This is a genomic window from Oceanobacillus caeni (assembly GCF_019037185.1).
In the GTDB taxonomy this organism is placed as follows: domain Bacteria; phylum Bacillota; class Bacilli; order Bacillales; family Amphibacillaceae; genus Oceanobacillus; species Oceanobacillus caeni.
In genome coordinates this window covers 14,883-33,791 of sequence record NZ_JAHHXM010000001.1, presented here as the reverse complement: position 1 = coordinate 33,791, position 18,909 = coordinate 14,883, and the positions used below count along the sequence as shown (strand labels likewise).

General features: G+C 35.2%; 16 protein-coding genes and 1 riboswitch. Of the genes, 15 read left to right on the top strand and 1 reads right to left on the bottom strand.

Features of this window, described 5'->3' with window-relative positions; genetic code table 11:
• Positions 1-34 precede the first annotated feature (34 nt).
• Positions 35-466 (bottom strand): DUF2383 domain-containing protein, encoded by a 432-nt coding sequence (locus KM885_RS00145; protein WP_060668000.1) that lies wholly within the window; start codon positions 464-466, stop codon positions 35-37.
• Between the two features lie 296 nt (positions 467-762).
• Between KM885_RS00145 and KM885_RS00140 the strand changes: the two genes are divergently transcribed.
• From KM885_RS00140 to KM885_RS00070, 15 genes are all read left to right on the top strand, one after another.
• Entirely contained in the window at positions 763-1,752 is a 990-nt protein-coding gene (locus KM885_RS00140; RefSeq protein ID WP_128715679.1) for a cation diffusion facilitator family transporter, read from the top strand.
• A 274-nt stretch (positions 1,753-2,026) separates the two neighbouring features.
• Entirely contained in the window at positions 2,027-3,706 is a 1,680-nt protein-coding gene (ilvD, locus tag KM885_RS00135; RefSeq protein WP_412758739.1) for a dihydroxy-acid dehydratase, read from the top strand.
• 305 nt (positions 3,707-4,011) lie between these two features.
• The gene (locus KM885_RS00130) at positions 4,012-5,301 is read left to right on the top strand and encodes a hemolysin family protein (RefSeq protein WP_240473213.1); all 1,290 of its coding nucleotides are present in this window, start codon (positions 4,012-4,014) and stop codon (positions 5,299-5,301) included.
• A gap of 144 nt (positions 5,302-5,445) precedes the next feature.
• Positions 5,446-5,547: riboswitch (purine riboswitch) on the top strand.
• 143 nt (positions 5,548-5,690) lie between these two features.
• Positions 5,691-6,986 (top strand): NCS2 family permease, encoded by a 1,296-nt coding sequence (locus KM885_RS00125; protein ID WP_060668002.1) that lies wholly within the window; start codon positions 5,691-5,693, stop codon positions 6,984-6,986.
• A 90-nt stretch (positions 6,987-7,076) separates the two neighbouring features.
• Complete coding sequence (locus tag KM885_RS00120) at positions 7,077-7,826, top strand: acyl-[acyl-carrier-protein] thioesterase (RefSeq protein ID WP_047184790.1); 750 nt, start codon at positions 7,077-7,079, stop codon at positions 7,824-7,826.
• Positions 7,827-8,268: 442 nt separating this feature from the next.
• Complete coding sequence (locus KM885_RS00115) at positions 8,269-9,576, top strand: ABC transporter substrate-binding protein (protein WP_060668003.1); 1,308 nt, start codon at positions 8,269-8,271, stop codon at positions 9,574-9,576.
• An 89-nt stretch (positions 9,577-9,665) separates the two neighbouring features.
• Positions 9,666-10,526 (top strand): carbohydrate ABC transporter permease, encoded by an 861-nt coding sequence (locus KM885_RS00110; RefSeq protein WP_145523902.1) that lies wholly within the window; start codon positions 9,666-9,668, stop codon positions 10,524-10,526.
• Complete coding sequence (locus KM885_RS00105; RefSeq protein WP_047184787.1) at positions 10,526-11,344, top strand: carbohydrate ABC transporter permease; 819 nt, start codon at positions 10,526-10,528, stop codon at positions 11,342-11,344. The genes KM885_RS00110 and KM885_RS00105 overlap by 1 nt, the downstream gene beginning before the upstream one ends.
• 75 nt (positions 11,345-11,419) lie before the next feature.
• Positions 11,420-12,442: a LacI family DNA-binding transcriptional regulator gene (locus KM885_RS00100; RefSeq protein ID WP_047184786.1), complete on the top strand. Its 1,023-nt coding sequence runs from the start codon at positions 11,420-11,422 to the stop codon at positions 12,440-12,442.
• 62 nt (positions 12,443-12,504) lie between these two features.
• Complete coding sequence (locus KM885_RS00095) at positions 12,505-13,221, top strand: ThuA domain-containing protein (protein ID WP_047184785.1); 717 nt, start codon at positions 12,505-12,507, stop codon at positions 13,219-13,221.
• Positions 13,222-13,232: 11 nt separating this feature from the next.
• A complete protein-coding gene (locus KM885_RS00090; RefSeq protein WP_216883370.1) occupies positions 13,233-14,264 on the top strand; it encodes a Gfo/Idh/MocA family protein in 1,032 nt (343 codons plus the stop codon).
• A 5-nt stretch (positions 14,265-14,269) separates the two neighbouring features.
• A complete protein-coding gene (locus KM885_RS00085) occupies positions 14,270-15,295 on the top strand; it encodes a Gfo/Idh/MocA family protein (protein WP_047184783.1) in 1,026 nt (341 codons plus the stop codon).
• Between the two features lie 30 nt (positions 15,296-15,325).
• A complete protein-coding gene (locus tag KM885_RS00080) occupies positions 15,326-16,294 on the top strand; it encodes a sugar phosphate isomerase/epimerase family protein (protein ID WP_204797651.1) in 969 nt (322 codons plus the stop codon).
• Between the two features lie 63 nt (positions 16,295-16,357).
• On the top strand, positions 16,358-17,047 hold the full coding sequence (locus KM885_RS00075) for a YesL family protein (protein ID WP_204797650.1): 690 nt from the start codon (positions 16,358-16,360) through the stop codon (positions 17,045-17,047).
• A 179-nt stretch (positions 17,048-17,226) separates the two neighbouring features.
• Positions 17,227-18,879: a glycoside hydrolase family 13 protein gene (locus KM885_RS00070; RefSeq protein ID WP_216883369.1), complete on the top strand. Its 1,653-nt coding sequence runs from the start codon at positions 17,227-17,229 to the stop codon at positions 18,877-18,879.
• Positions 18,880-18,909: the final 30 nt, after the last annotated feature.

Sequence of the window (18,909 nt, the reverse complement as noted above, 5' to 3'; positions counted from 1 at the left end):
GATATTTTCTGTTCTAGTTACGTAGTTTCTATTGTTATTGTATGAGGTCGTTTAATTGGTTAATATGTTCTCTGTCCTCATTTAAGTTTTCTTCTACAATTTGCCTACTTTCTAAATCGATGTCGCCCCGCACAATTTCTTCAGCCATTTTCAATCCTTTTTCTTGTCCATCAATAGCTTCCTTTAAGATTTCTTCTACTGTATCAGGAAAACCTTTTAGGTTCATCATTCCCTCTCTTATGGAAAGCATGATCCCATTATCCTCGACGGCCTTTCCGCCAAGGTTTTGTATTCTTTCTGCTATTTTTGTAGCGTGGTTCTTATGCTCCTGTTGAATGCGCTGTAGTTCCTTTTTGATTTCTGGATCAGACACTTGCTGGATGTAATGTTCATATGAGTGAATTCCCATAAACTCTCCCTTTAAGTATGCGTTTAATTCCTTAATTATAACGTCTTCATTGTTCAATATTTTATCCTCCCATTGTGATGTCAAACAAATAACTAAAACGAATCTTCATGAATGCCTACCCTTGATTTAATACACATAGTAAAAAATAAGTCGTAAACATACATCACTATTATGATTTGTAAAATACGTTTCCTTATGCAGAATTATGGGACGTGCTATTTAACCATCCTTCTAGTCTTTATCATATTCTGACTAAATCTAAAAAATAAAATGCAGCATTATTGCGATGTACCGTTTAATTTCCTCTTTTTTTCAAATATTAAATAGTAATTTGATATAAGAGGGTGAATGTTTTGGTTAGAAATGATTCAGAATCCTTTAAAAGCTTAATCAAAAAAGGAAATAAGTCATCGTTAATTGCAGCAATAGGTAATGCGGTCTTAGCTATAGCTAAATTCTTTGCTGGGACCATAAGCGGTAGTGGTGCCTTATTTGCCTCCGCAATGCACTCTACAGCAGATGCAGTTAACCAAGGTTTTGTTTATATTGGAAGTATTCTATCTGAAAAGAAACCGACACCAAGGTTTCCAACTGGCTTTGGAAGAGTTATCAATATTTTCTGTATGGTTGCCGTCATAGTAGTTACGATTATGGCCTACGAAACTATTCGTGAAGGTTGGCATTTAATACAACATCCTGCTGAAGCGGGAGGTGGCTTTTGGATTAATGTTGGTGTATTAGTACTAAATCTTATCATTGATGGATCCATTTTAGTGAAGGCAATGAAAGAAATTAATGTAGAATCGCGTGCAGATGCTAAAGGGTTAGGCATTGTAACAGGTGCTTTTAAAAATGTTGGCAGGGCTGCTCCGCCAACAAGATTAGTGTTTTATGAGGACTTAGTTGCGGTTTCTGGTGCAGCCCTAGCGCTTATCGCAGTTGTCGTAATATCTTTAACAAATTTTGTACTCATTGATGGAATTATTACCATATTAATCGGATTATTAATGATCGGTGTCGCTTTTAGAGTGGGTTACGATAACATGGTTGGATTAATTGGGATAGCCGCTCCAAAGGATATTGAGGAAAGAATTACAGGAATAATACTGGATGATAAAGATGTCACAGATATTAATAAGATGCGAATCCTTCAAGAGGGTAGATATTATCATGTAGAGGCAAGAATTGAGTTACGACAAGGATTTTCTTTAGCTGAAGCAGATGATATAAAAATGAGAGTAACAGAAGATGTTTTAAAAGATCCAGATATCGCTGATGTAGGTATCGGCATTATTGAAGATGATGGGGATCTAGATTGGAAGCCAAGGAATCAACAAAGCTGAAATTCACGTTGACATATAGAAGATAGTCTAAGCCAATATCACACCAAAAAGGTTTTAGTAATTGGCTTAGATTATCATATTAGCAGACTGTATAACGATAAGATTCGGTTCAACCATAATATTATTATAGATAGCTTAATTCAATTTTCGACAAAATCCTGAATTCTATTGAAAAAATTGAAATTTTCCCCCTACACTTATTACGTCAAAAGTGTTAAAATAGGAAAAAGTTTAAAAACTTTAATTAATAGAAGTTTTAGAAAGAGGGATTATAGTGGCAGAATTACGCAGTGACATGATTAAAAAGGGTGTCGATCGAGCACCTCATCGAAGCCTGCTTCATGCTGCAGGGGTAAAAGAGGAAGACTTCGGTAAACCATTTATTTTAGTTGTTAATTCCTATATAGATATTGTTCCGGGACATGTACACTTACAAGAATTTGGGAAAATTGTAAAAGAAGCAATTCGAGAAGCTGGTGGAGTCCCATTTGAAATGAATACCATTGGTGTTGATGATGGGATTGCAATGGGCCATATTGGGATGAGATATTCCCTACCAAGTCGTGAAATCATTGCCGATTCAGTTGAAACTGTAGCAAATGCACACTGGTTTGATGGAATGGTATGTATTCCGAACTGTGACAAAATTACTCCGGGAATGTTAATGGCTTCCTTACGTGTTAATATCCCTTCAATCTTTGTTAGTGGAGGACCGATGAAAGCTGGAACGGATAGCGCAGGAAATCCTCTATCCTTAACCTCTGTTTTTGAAGGGGTTGGAGCCTATCAATCTGGTAAAATTGATGCAGCTAAATTATTAGAAATAGAACAAAATGCTTGTCCTACTTGTGGTTCTTGCTCAGGAATGTTTACTGCAAACTCTATGAACTGTTTAGCAGAAGGAATAGGACTAGCTCTTCCAGGAAATGGTACTATCTTAGCTGTTTCTGAAGAACGTAAAGAGTTTGTTAAGAAATCGGCGAAACAATTAATGGAATTAATTAAAAAAGATATTAAACCACGTGACATCGTTACAAAAGATGCTATTGATAATGCGTTTGCATTAGATATGGCGATGGGTGGTTCAACCAATACAGTATTACATACGCTGGCTCTAGCACATGAGGCAGATGTTGATTATCCACTTGAGAGAATTAATGAAGTTGCTAACCGTGTTCCACATCTTGCTAAACTTGCTCCAGCATCTGACCATCATATTGAAGATCTGCATCGGGCGGGTGGTATTAGTGCAATTATTAATGAACTACTTAAAAAGCCAGGTGCATTTAATGGGGACTGTCTAAGTGTTTCAACTAAGACCATTCGTGAAACAGTACAAGGCGCAGAAATTATGGATACAGATGTTATTCATACACTGGAAAATCCGTATTCAGAGCGTGGCGGACTTGCGGTATTATTTGGGAACCTAGCCCCAAATGGATCTATTATCAAAGTTGGTGCGGTAGATCCTAAGGTTGGCGGCTACCATAGAGGTCCAGCTATTTGCTTCGATTCACAGGAAGAAGCGATGGAAAAAATTGAGTCCGGGGAAGTGAAAGAAGGACATGTTGTCGTTATTCGCTACGAAGGACCTAAAGGTGGACCGGGAATGCCTGAAATGCTTGCTCCTACATCACAAATCGTAGGTCGTGGTCTAGGTGCTAAGGTTGGTCTAATTACAGACGGGCGATTCTCAGGTGCATCACGGGGTATTTCTATCGGTCATATCTCTCCAGAAGCGGCTGAAGGGGGACCAATTGCCTTTGTTGAAGATGGCGATATGATCGAACTTGATCTAAATAAACGCACAATTACATTAGAAATTTCCGATGAACAATTTGAAGAACGTAAGGCGAACTGGAAAGGGTTCGAACCTAAAGTGAAAAAAGGCTGGCTTGGTCGCTATTCCGCTCTGGTAACTTCAGCTAATACGGGTGGAGTTATGAAAATATAATAAATATACAATCAAAGCATTGCCTAGAGTGATTAAACTCTGGACAATGCTTTTTTACGTTAATTAAAGAAAGTTAGGTGAAGTTTATGGGCGTAGAATGTAGACAATTACACCTCAAATAAATATAATATAACTAATAAGGTAGGTGATTCATATGGGAAGGTAAATCAGTTTAATTGTTTCAACTGTGATTCATTAACATTTGTTTTACCTTATGTTTTGAATCACAATCGATTATGCCAGATATTAAAAATGGAATATCACGGAGGTGAAAATCCTTGTATCTTGTGATGCAAGGATACTAATTGGACGATATTGTTAACTTGTTTTTGGTTGCTATATTGATATTGCTAACAGCATTCTTTGTAGCAACCGAATTCGCTATTGTGAAAGTACGAACGACTAGAATTAATCAGTTGGTAGCTAAGGGAAATAAAAGTGCGGTTTATGCAAAGAAATTAATTGATAATCTGGACGATTATTTATCAGCCTGTCAGTTAGGTATTACGGTAACAGCACTTGGGTTAGGTTGGCTAGGTGAACCAACCGTTACACGCTTATTAAAACCGGTATTTAATGGGCTAAGTATTAATGGAACAGTCGCTACTTTCATATCTTTTCTAATTTCTTTTCTTCTTGTTACATTTTTACACGTCGTTATCGGGGAATTAGCTCCAAAGACTATCGCCATACAAAAGGCGGAATCTGTAACATTGTTATTTGCAAGACCTCTTATTCTTTTTCATAAAATAATGTATCCGTTTATTTGGTTATTAAACGGATCGGCAAGGTTGCTTGTTCAACTTTTAGGGTTTAAACCGGTAAAAGAACACGATGTAGCACATTCGGAAGAAGAGGTTCGAATGATTGTGACGGATAGTTATAAAAATGGGGAAATCAATTTATCTGAAATGACCTATGTAAATAATATATTTGACTTCGATGAAACGCTTGTAAGAGAGATTATGGTACCACGAAATGAAGTGGTTTGCTTTTACAAGGAAGACAATTTAACAGATAACATTGATATTATTCTAGAATCCCAATACACTAGATATCCAGTGGCAGACGGAGAAAAGGATAGTATCATTGGTCTTGTTAATATAAAAGAAGTTTTTACAAGTCATTTAGAAGGTAATCGATCCGTATCAATAGAGAATTTAATTCGCCCCATCATTCATGTACCTGAGGTAACTCCTATTAGACAACTTCTTTCAAAAATGCAAAAAGAACGGATTCATATGGCTATTGTACATGATGAATACGGAGGTACGTCGGGAATTGTAACGGTAGAAGATATATTAGAAGAAATCGTAGGAGATATCCGTGACGAGTTTGATAAGGATGAATTACCAGAGATTGAAGAAGTAAATGAAAAAATAAAAGTAGTTTCTGGTAAATTAAAATTGGTAGATTTGAACAAACTACTGGGCATCAATCTTCCAAATGAAGAAGTAGAAACAATTGGAGGATGGGTGTTTTCAAAAAATATGGAAGCTACAGTAGGTAGTTCTATCGTACACGATGGATATAAATTTATCATTGATGAAATGGATAAATATAAGGTTAAAAGGATAAAAATCGTAACAAGTTAGTTGAAAAAGCAAACTCTTTTGTGAGTTTGCTTTTTTTGGGTATAAAGTCAATGAACCTCATTAGAAATAAGGATTCAAATGAAATTTTAATGAGCTTTCCCAATTGACGTAATGGCATAATCTTGTTATCATTTCATCTGTTATATAAAATAATAGTTATCGCCTTGTATAAGTTCAAGAATATGGCTTGAACGTTTCTACCAGCTACCTTTAAATAGCCTGTCTACAAGGAGTGAAAATATGTATATTTTTTCATTTCTAGATAAAACTTTGGCATGCTGTGGTCAAAGTTTTTTTGCTTTTTAATAATGTCATAAAAAGCAATGGCTGTGGAAAGTTAAATGTATGAGCTATTCAAGGTCAATTCACCAGAATAGGAGATCGTCATCATGAAAAACTTCTTTCAGTTTACAGAAAGAAAAACTTCTTATAAACAGGAAACACTAGCAGGAATAACGACCTTTCTCTCAGTCGCTTATATTTTAGTGGTAAATCCGCTCATTTTAAGTCAAGCAGGAATGGATAGGGGAGCTGTATTTACTGCAACTGCTCTAACTGCTATTATTGGAACCTTACTGATCGGATTGCTTGCCAACTATCCGATTGCCATTGCACCGAGTATGGGATTGAATTCCTTTTTTACATTTTCCGTTTGTATTGGGATGGGAATAGAGTGGCCGGTAGCTTTAACTGGTGTATTTATTGCAGGTATTATTTTTATGATTTTAAGTTTATTGAAAATCCGGGAAAAAATTATTAATGCGATTCCTGAAGATTTAAAACATGCCATAGCTGCAGGAATTGGATTTTTCATCGCGTTTATTGGATTGAAAAATTCCGGAATAATTGTAGGAAATCCAGATACCTTTGTTACAATAGGAAATTTAACTACCCCCACGACCGCACTTGCTGTTGTAGGTCTTGTATTAACTATCGTGATGATGGTTCGAAATGTCAATGGGGCGATTTTTTATGGGATGGTTATCACTACAATCATTGGTATCATTTTTGGTTTAGTAAAGATGCCGACTTCCATTATTGGATCCATCCCTAGTCTTGAGCCAACATTTGGTGTAGTGTTTGAAAATTTACATGAAGTTTTTACACCGGACGTGTTAGCAGTTATTTTTACTTTTTTATTTGTGGCATTTTTTGACACAGCAGGAGCATTAATTGCCTTAACTAGCCAAGCGGGGATAATGAAAAATAACGAAATCCCTCGAATCGGGAGTGCATTGTTAGCTGATTCTTCTGCAGGAGCGGTCGGAGCAATTTTAGGAACTTCTACACCGGCAACAAGTGTGGAATCATCGGCCGGGATTGCGGTTGGTGGAAGAACAGGGTTTACATCGGTAATCATTGCACTATGCTTTACAGTTGCTTTATTCTTTTCTCCAATACTTTCTGTCATTACAACAGAGGTAACGGCTCCTGCGTTAATCATTGTCGGGGCATTAATGGCAATGGGAATTAAGAATATTAATTGGAGTAAATTAGAAGTCGTTATCCCATCCTTTATGACGATTATTATGATGCCTCTTACTTCAAGTGTTGCGATGGGACTAGCATTTGGTTTTGTACTTTATCCATTGGCGTTAATTGCTCAAAAACGTTCCAAAGAGATTCACCCGATAATGTACGTACTTAGTTTGTTATTTATTTTATATTTTATTTTTGTTGCTTGAATAAAGACACCCCTAAGGGGTGTCTTTATTAATTGGAATTGCATTTTGTGATAGAATTAAACTTACAATTTAGTATAAGGAGTACTTAGAATGTCTGAATCATTATTTACGAGTAAATATCATATTGATCTACGCGATGTTGATTTTAAAAAAGAGCTAAAATGGAGTGCGTTATTTAGTTATTTTCAAGAAATTGCGAGTCTAGCCGCATCAGACTTAGGACTTGGAATTGATACGTTACAAAAAGGGAATGGTCTTGCTTGGGTTTTAACGAAAATTCGTGTGGATGTAGATCGTTTACCTAGCTGGGGAGAAGAAATAATAATAGAAACGTGGCCATTAGAACCCGGAAAATTAAACTTTGATCGTGATTACATTGTACGGGATCAAGACGGGAAAAGTATTATAAGGGCTATTTCGTCTTGGGTGATAATAGATTTGAAGGAAAGGAAATTAAAAAGGTCAAAATCTATTCCATTCTCATTTCCAACTCCTAAAGTAGATAGGGCAATGAAGGACACTTTTAGCAAATTAAAACATAATGAGCAAGTGGAAACCGTCTATACAAAAACAATAGGTTATAGTGATGTTGATTTTAATGGACATTTGAATAATTCTAAATACATTGATTACATTATGGACTGTTTTGATATAAATGATCATAAAAAATACGATGTAATGTCAATTGAAGTGAATTTTATCCATGAAGCACTGCCTGGTGAAAGTATTTTATTAAAGAAAGATGTTACATTACATGATAATCAGGTTTATGTCGAAGGTATCAACGAGAAAAATAATCGAATTGTGTTTAAAGCGAAGTTAAAAGTTGTTAAACCATAATTTAAGTGATATTAAGGCCGAAATAGGATTTTGGTCTTTTTTTTATCCCATCTAAACGGTCGGTAAGACGCCTACCTCAAGCTTCTGGGGAACAAAGAGGATGGGGGATAAGTGCCGACTCAGTAGTAGATGAGAGTCCCCCACTTCTTTATAATGAATGTAAAATTTTTTCTAGCGGAATTTAAGCAGTATAACATAATAAACGTTCGCAATGTAATAGAGATGTTAGTAGAAAATAGGTAGTAATGACATATAAATAAATGAAATACTCTTGCCTAATATAGATATAGTGTGTTAATATAATCATGCAAACGTTTTCCCCATCTTTCGATAACAAGAGTATTTTAACAAATTACTAGAAAAGAAATCTATAAAACTATTTTTTGTTAAAATAATGAAACCGTTATCAAGGATGAGAAAGAAAAAAATAAGGAGTGAGGAAATGGGAGAAAGGAAGTTTTTATCAAAAATCTTTTTAATCGTTACTTTTTTAACAGTAATTGTTATTGCCGGTTGCAGTTCTTCAGATGACAAAACTGCATCAGAAGGTAATGGTGGTTCAGGTAAAGTTACTTTAGATGTCTTCCAGTATAAGGTTGAGTTCAAAGAACAATTTGAAAACCTTATAGCAAAATATCAAGAAGAAAATCCTGATGTAGTAATCAATGTTCAAACGGTTGGCGGAGGAAATAGTTATGCATCAGCAGTAAAATCACAGTTTTCATCCGGAAATGAACCGGATATTTTCAACGTTGGTGGTCCAACAGAAGTAGAAGAATATCATGATTATTTAACAGATTTATCAGATACAGCGGCAGCAAAAGCCGCTTTAGAAGGAACGCTTAATGGTGTAACAGAAGGGGACAAAATTCTAGGTCTTCCTTATGCCCAAGAAGGATATGGACTGATTTACAACAAGGAGATTTTTGAAAAAGCGGGAATTAATCCGGATGAATTAACAACCTTTGACGATCTTGAAAGTGCTATTAAAACATTAGATAGTAAAAAAGATGACTTAGGGATTGATGCAGTATTTGCTTTTCCTGCAAAAGAATTATGGGTAATGGGTAACCACTTAGCAAATACGTATATTGCACCAGAATTTGATAACGATGTCACAAAGGCATATGAAGCAAAAACAGTCGATTTTGAGTATGGTGATCAAATGAAGAGAATGCTTGACTTACAAAGTGAGTACTCTGTTCAACCGGTATTAAGTCTAGACTATTCACAACAAGTGGAACAATTATTTTCTTTAGGGAAGGTTGCAATAATTCAGCAAGGGAATTGGGTATATCCTACAATTGAACAAATGGATAGTGAATTTGCCAAAAACAATATTGGCATGATTCCAATGCCCGTGGAAGGTCTAGAAGGTCATTTGCCTGTTGGTGTACCTCAATACTGGGTTGTAAATAACAATAGTAGTGATGAGGAGATACAAGCTGCAAAGGACTTCTTGGATTGGATGTATACCTCAGATGAAGGTAAAGAAATGGTGCTAAATGAATTTAAGTTTATCCCTGCATATGAAGGTTATGATACAGAGCAAATTGCTGATCCCCTATCAAAAGCAGTATATAGCTATGCGGAACAAGGAAAAACGATTGGTTGGACATTCCTTGGAACCCCTGTTGGTTGGAATGAGGATGTTATAGGAGTTTATTTCCAACGCTATCTTAGTGGCGATATGGATTGGAACGGTGTACTAGAACAAGCCAAAGAAGAATGGGAAAAAGATAGAAAGTAATGTAATATGTGCAACCAACAAAATAAGAATTCCATTATTGTTGGTTGCCATCTTTCAAAGTTTTTGATTTTCGAATGGAGTTGTTATAAATGAAAAATAGAAGTGTATCATTTTGGCTATTTCTTACACCAACGTTACTTTCATTAGCACTCGTTGTTTTTGTACCATTTATTTATGGTTTTTTCTATTCTTTCACTGATTGGAACGGTTTAAAAGCGACAGAATTTATGGGACTTGCAAATTATGCGGAATTATTACAGGATGAAGCATTCTTAAGTTCAATTTGGTTTACGATTAAATTTGCTGTTGCCTCTATCATTTTAGTAAATATAATTGGATTGGGTTTAGCCTTGCTGGTTACACAAAAGATAAAATCAAGTAATATCTTAAGAACAGTATTTTTCATGCCTAACTTGATAGGAGGGTTAATTTTAGGATTTATTTGGCAATTTATCTTCATTAGTGCATTTGATGCATTTGGTAATGCGTTAGGAATTGAAGCATTAAGTGGTTGGTTATCTACTTCAGAAACAGGTTTCTGGGGAATGGTCATCCTAAATGTTTGGCAATACGCAGGATATATTATGATTATCTATATTGCATATTTGGAAAGTGTTCCAGAGGAGTTATTAGAAGCTGCTGAAATGGATGGAGCTAATAGCTTTAAACGATTCTGGAATGTTAAATTTCCACTAGTAGCACCGGCATTTACAATTAGTTTGTTTTTGACATTATCTAATGCATTTAAACTTTATGATCAAAACCTTGCGCTAACAAATGGTGGACCATTTCGATCAACAGAAATGGTAGCTATGAATATTTATAACTCGGCGTTTAAGGAGTATGATATGGCATATGCACAGGCCAAGGCTGTTATATTCTTTATTCTTGTCGCTGTAGTTGCATTAACACAGGTTTACTACAATAAGAAACGGGAGGTTGATTTATAATGAAGAAGAAAAGGAGAAATAAATTGGTTATTGGAACCATTGGTATTCTTCTTGCTTTATTATGGTTATCCCCGTTCTATTTAATGGTTGTGAATTCTTTTAAAACAAAAAAAGGTATATTTTCTAATGTATTAGGTTTACCTGAGGAATGGACATTTGTAAACTTTAAGCAAGCATTTATTGACTTAGATTTTGTAAATGCATTCATGAATTCCTTATTTATATCTCTGGTCAGTGTTACTATAATCATATTATTTTCGTCTATGGCTGGATATGCGTTGGCTCGAAATAAAAGTAAAATAAGTAATGGCTTATTTATGGTTTTCGTTGCAGCAATGTTAATACCATTCCAATCTGTAATGATTCCGCTTATATCGCTCTTTGGTAAAGTGGATATGCTTAATCCTGGTGGTCTAATTTTTATGTATTTAGGATTTGGATGTAGTCTTTCCATTTTTTTATATCACGGAGCAATGGCAAGTATACCCGCTTCGTTGGATGAGGCAGCAACAATTGATGGCGCAAACAAATGGCAGATATTTTGGAAAATTATTTTTCCAATGTTAAAACCAATTTCTGTAACGGTTATGATTTTGAACATTATCTGGATTTGGAATGACTATTTGCTTCCATCACTTGTACTGAGTGCAGAAAATGCAACAATTCCGCTAAATATGTTCTTTTTCTTTGGGCAATATACGAAACAATGGCATTTAGCGCTTGCAGGATTAACGTTAGCTATTATACCAATAATTATTGTTTACTTCTTCGCTCAAAAGCAAATTATTAAAGGGGTAACTGACGGTGCGGTAAAATAAACTATATTTATGCGATGCAAAGGAAATGTTAGTATATAATGGATAAATAGTAATTAATGAAGGAATGAGATTTTAATGTCAGTTACAATAAAAGATGTAGCAAAACAGGCTAATGTATCTCCATCAACTGTGTCCCGTGTAATATCAGATAGCAATAAAATTAGTGAAAAGACGAAAAAAAGGGTAAGAAAAGTGATGGAGGAAATGGGCTATCATATTAATTTAAATGCAAGAGTATTGGTTCAAAAGTCAACACAAACTATTGGTATTGTAATGAAACACTCGGCAAGTCAAACCTTGGAGAATCCTTTCTTTCCAGAATTGTTAAGAGGAATTAGTGCGGAATGTAATGAAAAAGAATACAGTATCTTACTTACTACAGGTAATTCTGAAGAGGCTATTTTTGATGAAGTAAAAAAGTTGGTAATGGGTAAACGTGTAGATGGAATTATAGTGATATATTCAAAAAAAGATGATCCAGTTGTTCCATATTTACTTGAATCTGGAATTCCATTTGTTGTTATAGGAAAGCCAACAAAAGAACAAAATCGAATTATGTATGTGGATAATGATAATGTTCAAGCAGGAACGGATGCAACCGAGTATTTAATTAATTGTGGACATAAGAGAATTTGTTTTATCGGTGATGATCCAGAGTATCAGGTTGTGCAAGATAGAATGAGCGGATTTGATATTGCGGCAAGAAAGCATGAATTAAAAATTCCTGATAAACATTATTTGACATTCCCTATGAAAGTGGATGAGATTGCCGAGAAAAAGATAAGCGCTTTATTAGAAACGAAAGATAGACCAACAGCAATCATCTCTTCGTCTGATGTCCATACTTTAATGGTTATTACTGCATTACGTAAGAAAGAAATAAAAATACCAAATGAAATGAGTATCATTACATTTAATAATACTATTATTTCCAAATTATCTACTCCACCTTTAACATCGATAGATATTCAAACCTATCAATTGGGATTCGAGGCGGCAAAAAGTGTGATTGAACTAATAAAAAATCCAGAAATGTTTAGAAAAAGTGTGATCATACCGGCTATTATCGTAGAAAGAGAATCTGTATCAAAGTTATAGAATATATATTTTTTAGATATAAATGCAAACGTTTGCCTTTATTTAGGAGAGGAGACTTAAAAATGAATGTAGTAGTTTGGAATGAATATAGACATGAGAAAGAAAACCCTGCTGTAAAAGAAGTATATCCAGAAGGAATCCATGAAACATTAGCCACATTTTTACGGGAGGATGGGATGAATGTAAAAACCGTAACACTTGATGAACCGGAACATGGTTTAACAGATGAATTGCTACAAGAAACTGATGTTCTTGTATGGTGGGGGCACAAAGCGCATGAAGAAGTAAAAGATGATATAGCTGAAAAAGTGAAGCAACGTGTTTTAGATGGAATGGGCTTAGTTGTATTACACTCTGGGCACTTCTCTAAAGTATTTAAGAAGTTAATGGGCACAGGCTGCGACTTAAAGTGGCGTGAAGCGGATGAAAGAGAACGTCTATGGGTTGTTGATCCGACTCATCCGATTACAGAAGGTATTGGGGAATATATAGAACTTGAAAAAGAAGAAATGTATGGAGAGCATTTTGATATTCCTACACCGGATGAATTAATTTTTATAAGTTGGTTCGAGGGTGGGGAAGTATTTCGAAGTGGTGCAACCTTTAAACGTGGAAGAGGAAAGATATTTTATTTTAGGCCTGGACATGAGACTTATCCAACCTATCATAACGAAGATATTAAACAAGTTATAAAAAATGGTGTGAGATGGGCTAAAAATAAAAATACACCGACACATGTTTATGGAAATCATAAACCAATAGAAAACTTAGATAAATAGGGGATGAGATAATGGGAAAAGTACGTATTGCTGTTATAGGAACTGGAAGCATTGCACAGAATCGTCATCTACCAGAGTATGATGAAAATCCTAATGTAGAAATTGTAGCTGTTTGTGACATTGTAGAAGAAAGGGTTAAGGAAGCTCCGAAAAAGTATAATGCTAAGCCGTATACAAATTATGAACAATTACTTGAATTAGAAGAGGTAGATGCGGTAAGTGTATGCTTACCAAACTATTTACATGCTCCTGTATCGATAAAGGCACTAGACTCGGGGTGTCATGTCTTATGCGAGAAGCCAATGGCAACCTCTAGATCTGAAGCAGAAGACATGATTGATGCGGCGCAACGAAATAATAAAAAACTAATGATTGGACATAATCAACGATTCGTATCCTCTCATCAAAAAGCAAAGGCAATTATTGAAAGTGGTGAAATTGGGAAAATTTATAGTTTCCGTACCGCTTTTGGACACGCTGGACCTGAAAGTTGGAGCGCTGAAGGAAAGGGAAGTTGGTTCTTCAAGAAAGACCAAGCATTTATCGGTGCTATGGGTGATTTGGGTGTACATAAGGCAGATCTAATTCGTTATTTATTAAGCGATGAGATTAGAGAAGTCGGTGCGTTTGTTGAAACTAGTGCAAAAGAAAATGCGGATGTTGATGATAATGCTGTATTTATTTTAAAAACAGATACCGGTATTATTGGAACCCTTGCCGCAAGTTGGGCTTATACGGCTGCAGAAGATAATTCAACAGTGATCTATGCAGAAAAGGCTATTTTACGTTTAGAAGATGATCCGAGATATTCGTTAATCGTGCAATATAAGAATGGGGATACGGTTAGATATGAACTTGATGGAATACAATCAAATGAAGACGGTGGGCAATCAAAGTCCCATGTGATTGATCATTTTATTGATTCCATTGTAAAAGATAAGGAACCATTAATTGATGGGGTAGAAGGAATGAAATCATTAGACATTATTCTAGCAGCAATAGAATCAGTGAATACAAAAACTATTTACAAATTAGAGAAGTGAATGAAATGAATAAATTAAAGATGGGAATTATTGGAGCGGGAGGAATTGCTGTCTCACGGCATATTCCCGCCTACCTTTCATTAAAAGATAAAGTAACTATATTTGCTGTTCAAGATGTGAATATAGAGCGTGCTAATGAGATAGCAAGAAAATATGATATCCCTAATGTCTATCAGGATTATCATGATCTATTCAAAGTAGTTGATGCTGTTACGATCTGTACCCCAAATAAATTTCATGCGGAAATAACAATCGCAGCTTTAGAAGCTGGTTGCCATGTTTTATGTGAAAAGCCGATGGGGATGAATACTTTTGAATGCGAAAAAATGATTGAAGCCGCAAAGAGAACTAGAAGACAATTAGCAGTTGGATATCATTACCGATTTATGCCGGAAGGACAACTTGCTAAACAAGCTATTCATGAAATTGGTGATCCACTTGTAACAAGAGTACAAGCATTAAGAAGAAGAAAAGTACCGGGATGGGGGGTTTTTACTAACAAGGAACTACAAGGTGGAGGTAGTTTAATTGACTACGGTTGTCATTTACTCGATTTGTCCCTATGGCTGTTAGGGGAAATAGAGCCAGTAGAAGTAATTGGTAAAATGTATAATCGCCTTAGTAAAACACCAAATCAAATCAATGATTGGGGTACTTTTGACTATGAATCTTTTGATGTGGATGATCACGTATCCGCATACATAACCTTTACAAATGGAAGTACTATGTTGTTTGAATGTTCTTGGGCGGCAAATATTAAAGAAGATACTACGCATTTAAGTATTTCGGGATCAGAAGCGGGAATAAATGTATTTCCTTATGAATTCTATACACCTAAATATGGAACATACATGACAACAACTGCAAATATAGAAAAGGAAAAATCAGGTCTTTTACAGGCTGCAAATTTTATAGAAAGCTGTCTTGGTGAATCGGACTTAATTGTAAAACCAGAAGAATCTTTAAAAGTAACAAAGATTATTGACGCAATCTATGAGAGTAGTCAATCAGGAAAGAGCGTACGATTTTAATAAAAAAGAAAATTAATGGAGGGAATAGGTATGAAATTAGGTGTATTTTCGGTTCTATTTGCTGGTAAGACTTTCGAGGAAATGCTCGATTATGTGAAAAATGCAGGACTAAATGCGGTAGAAATAGGAACGGGTGGAAATCCGGGTAATAATTTTTGTGACCTTGATGCACTACTAGCTAGTGAAGATAAACGAAAGGAATACCTAGAAAAAATTCAATCACGAGGACTTACGATTAGTGCATTCAGCTGTCACGATAATCCTATCTCGCCTAATAGGCAACATGCGGAAGAATCACATGAAACGTTCGTTAAAACAATAAGATTAGCTGAACTAATGGGTGTTCCTGTTGTGAATACATTCTCTGGTGTCCCAGGTTCAAATGAAAATTCAAAATACCCGAATTGGCCTGTAACTCCATGGCCTACAGAATACTCCGATATTCTAAATTGGCAGTGGGAAAAAAGATTAATACCATACTGGAAAGAACAAGCGCAATTAGCGAGGGATCATGGTGTTAAAATAGGACTTGAATTACATGCAGGTTTTCTTGTACATACACCATATACTTTACTTAAACTAAGGGAAGCAACCAATGATGCTATTGGTGCCAATCTTGACCCAAGTCATTTATGGTGGCAAGGCATTGATCCCGTTGGAGCGATTAAAATATTAGGAAAAGAAAATGCCATTCATCATTTCCACGCTAAGGATACGTATATCGATCAAGACAATGTAAACATGTATGGCTTAACGGATATGCAACCTTATTCTGACGTACAGTCAAGGGCATGGACTTTTCGTTCTGTTGGGTATGGTCATAGTTTGCAAGAATGGACCAACATTGTGAGCGCATTAAGAACCTATGGATATGATTATGTAATTAGTATTGAACATGAGGATCCTATTATGTCAATAAACGAAGGGTTCAAACAAGCAGTAAAAAATTTAAAATCTATAAATATCGAAGAACCTCCTGTAGAAATGTGGTGGGCATGAAACATTAATTAGGTATCTATACGTATTTATTAAAAATAATTGGGAGGAAAGGAGGAGTTACATTTGAAATATTCAGGGGTTATGAGAGGAGTTTACGCTATAAGTATGTGGGTGATGCGTTTTTCCATTATAAATTTACTGTGGCTTCTCTTTCAATTACCAATTATTTATATTGTTGTGAGTATACTTTATGCAAATAGCAAAGAAGATATCATTATCCTACTCCCAATTCTTATTATCTTGATACCCTTTTTACTTTTTCCAGCAACTCAAAGTATGTTTTCAACAGTTCGTGACTGGTTGATAAAGGACGATGATAAAGGACTCATTCAATCATATATTAAGTATTATAAAGAAAATTATAAAAAGAGTATGAAGACAGGAATAATCTTAACAGTTGTATGGGGTATCTGGGGTTTCGATTTTTATTATTTTAGTAAGGAAAGTGTTGTATTAATGTTTATGGTTGGGTTTTTAGGATTACTTCTATACGTCTATACAATTAATATATTTTCCTTGAATGCCCATTTCCACTTAAGTTTAGCTGGACTTTTAAAAAAGTCATTGATTATTACGATTGGTAGTCCAATTTTGACCATTATCATATTGTTGAGTAATTCTCTTCTCTTAGTAATAAGTATCTATAAACTAACATTTTTAATTCCTTTCTTTACAGGTGCTTTGATAACCTTTTTATCATTCTCAGCTTTTTATCGACAGTATGTAAATTTATCCCACCTAAACGGGCAGTAAGACTCCCATTCCAAGCTTCTAGGGAAACAAAGAAGGTAGGTGGAGATCAAACTGCCCGTAAAGGTCCGATAAGTGCGACTAACCATCAGTGGGGGATGAAGGTAAACCCTACTAGTGGATGTCTTCTTTATCTAGTTCGAATCTAAAACAAGAATGACTTGTTAATAAGGAGGATTGTTATGAACAGGAAATGGTGGAAAGAGGCAGTAGCTTATCAAATCTACCCACGAAGCTTCATGGATTCTAATGGCGATGGAATTGGTGATATACAAGGAATCATTTCTAAACTAGATTATGTGAAAAATCTTGGTATCGACGTCATTTGGGTAAGTCCCATTTACAAATCGCCAAATGCTGATAATGGATATGATATAAGTGATTACCAAGAGATTATGGATGAATTCGGTACAATGGAAGACTTCGATGAATTATTGAAAGAAACCCATAAACGCGATATGAAACTAATTATGGATTTAGTTATTAATCATACCTCCGATGAACATCCATGGTTTGTGGAATCTAGAAAATCAAAGGAAAATTCGTTTCGTGATTATTATATTTGGAGACCGGGAAAAAAAGGAAAGGAACCAAATAATTGGGAGTCGATTTTTGGAGGATCCGCTTGGAAATATGATGAAAAGACGAATGAATATTTCTTGCATCTATTTTCAAGTAAGCAACCAGATCTTAATTGGGAAAACGAAAGGGTAAGAAAAGACTTATATAACATGGTCAATTGGTGGTTTGAAAAAGGAATTGATGGATTCCGAGTAGATGCCATCACGCATATTAAGAAAAAACCAGGATTACCTGACCTACCAAATCCGAAAAGGTTAAAATATGTACCTTCCTATTCTGCGCATATGAATCAAGATGGGATTTTGGATTTTCTACAGGAATTGAAGAAAAATACGTTTGATAAATATGACATTATGACGGTTGGAGAAGCAAACGGAGTTCAAGCGGAGGAAGCAGAGGAATGGGTCGGAGAGAAAAAAGGGATTTTTAATATGATCTTTCAGTTTGAACATTTGGATCTTTGGGGTAAAGATACGAATACCGGCATTGAAATTCATAAATTAAAAAAGATATTAAGTAAATGGCAAGAAGGACTTGATGGTATTGGTTGGAATGCATTATTCTTAGAAAATCATGATCAGCCACGAGCTGTATCGACATGGGGAAATGACGGGATATACCGTGAGATGTCCGCTAAGAGTCTTGCCACGATGTATTTTCTTATGCAGGGTACCCCATTTATATATCAAGGGCAAGAAATAGGGATGACGAACGTTCAATTCCCTTCTATTGATGATTATAATGACGTGGAAGCAAAGAACTTATATCGAAATAAACGTAAAGAAGGTATGTCTGACCAAGAAATTATGGAAATTATATGGAAAACTGTTCGTGATAATTCTAGAACTCCAATGCAATGGAATGCGGAGAAGAATGCAGGTTTTACAACTGGAAGGCCATGGTTAAAAGTGAATCCGAATTATAAGGAAATTAATGTAGAATTGGCATTGAGGGATGAGAACTCTATTTATCATTATTACAAAAAGTTAATTGAGATTAGAAAGAAATATCAAGCGCTTATTTATGGTAGCTATGATTTAATTTTAGAAAATCATAACGAAATATTTGCCTACACTAGAAAATTGGAAGAAGAACAAGTTTTGGTGTTGACTAATCTTTTTGCAAATAATGCAACGTTTAACTTACCGGCTTCTTTAAAATCAAAAAAGAAGAAATTACTCTTAAGTAATTATCATCATGATTTGAAGCCATTGGAATTAAGACCATATGAAGCGCGTGTATACTTAGTTTAAGGAGGCCTATGGAGCTTCCTTTTTTTTATC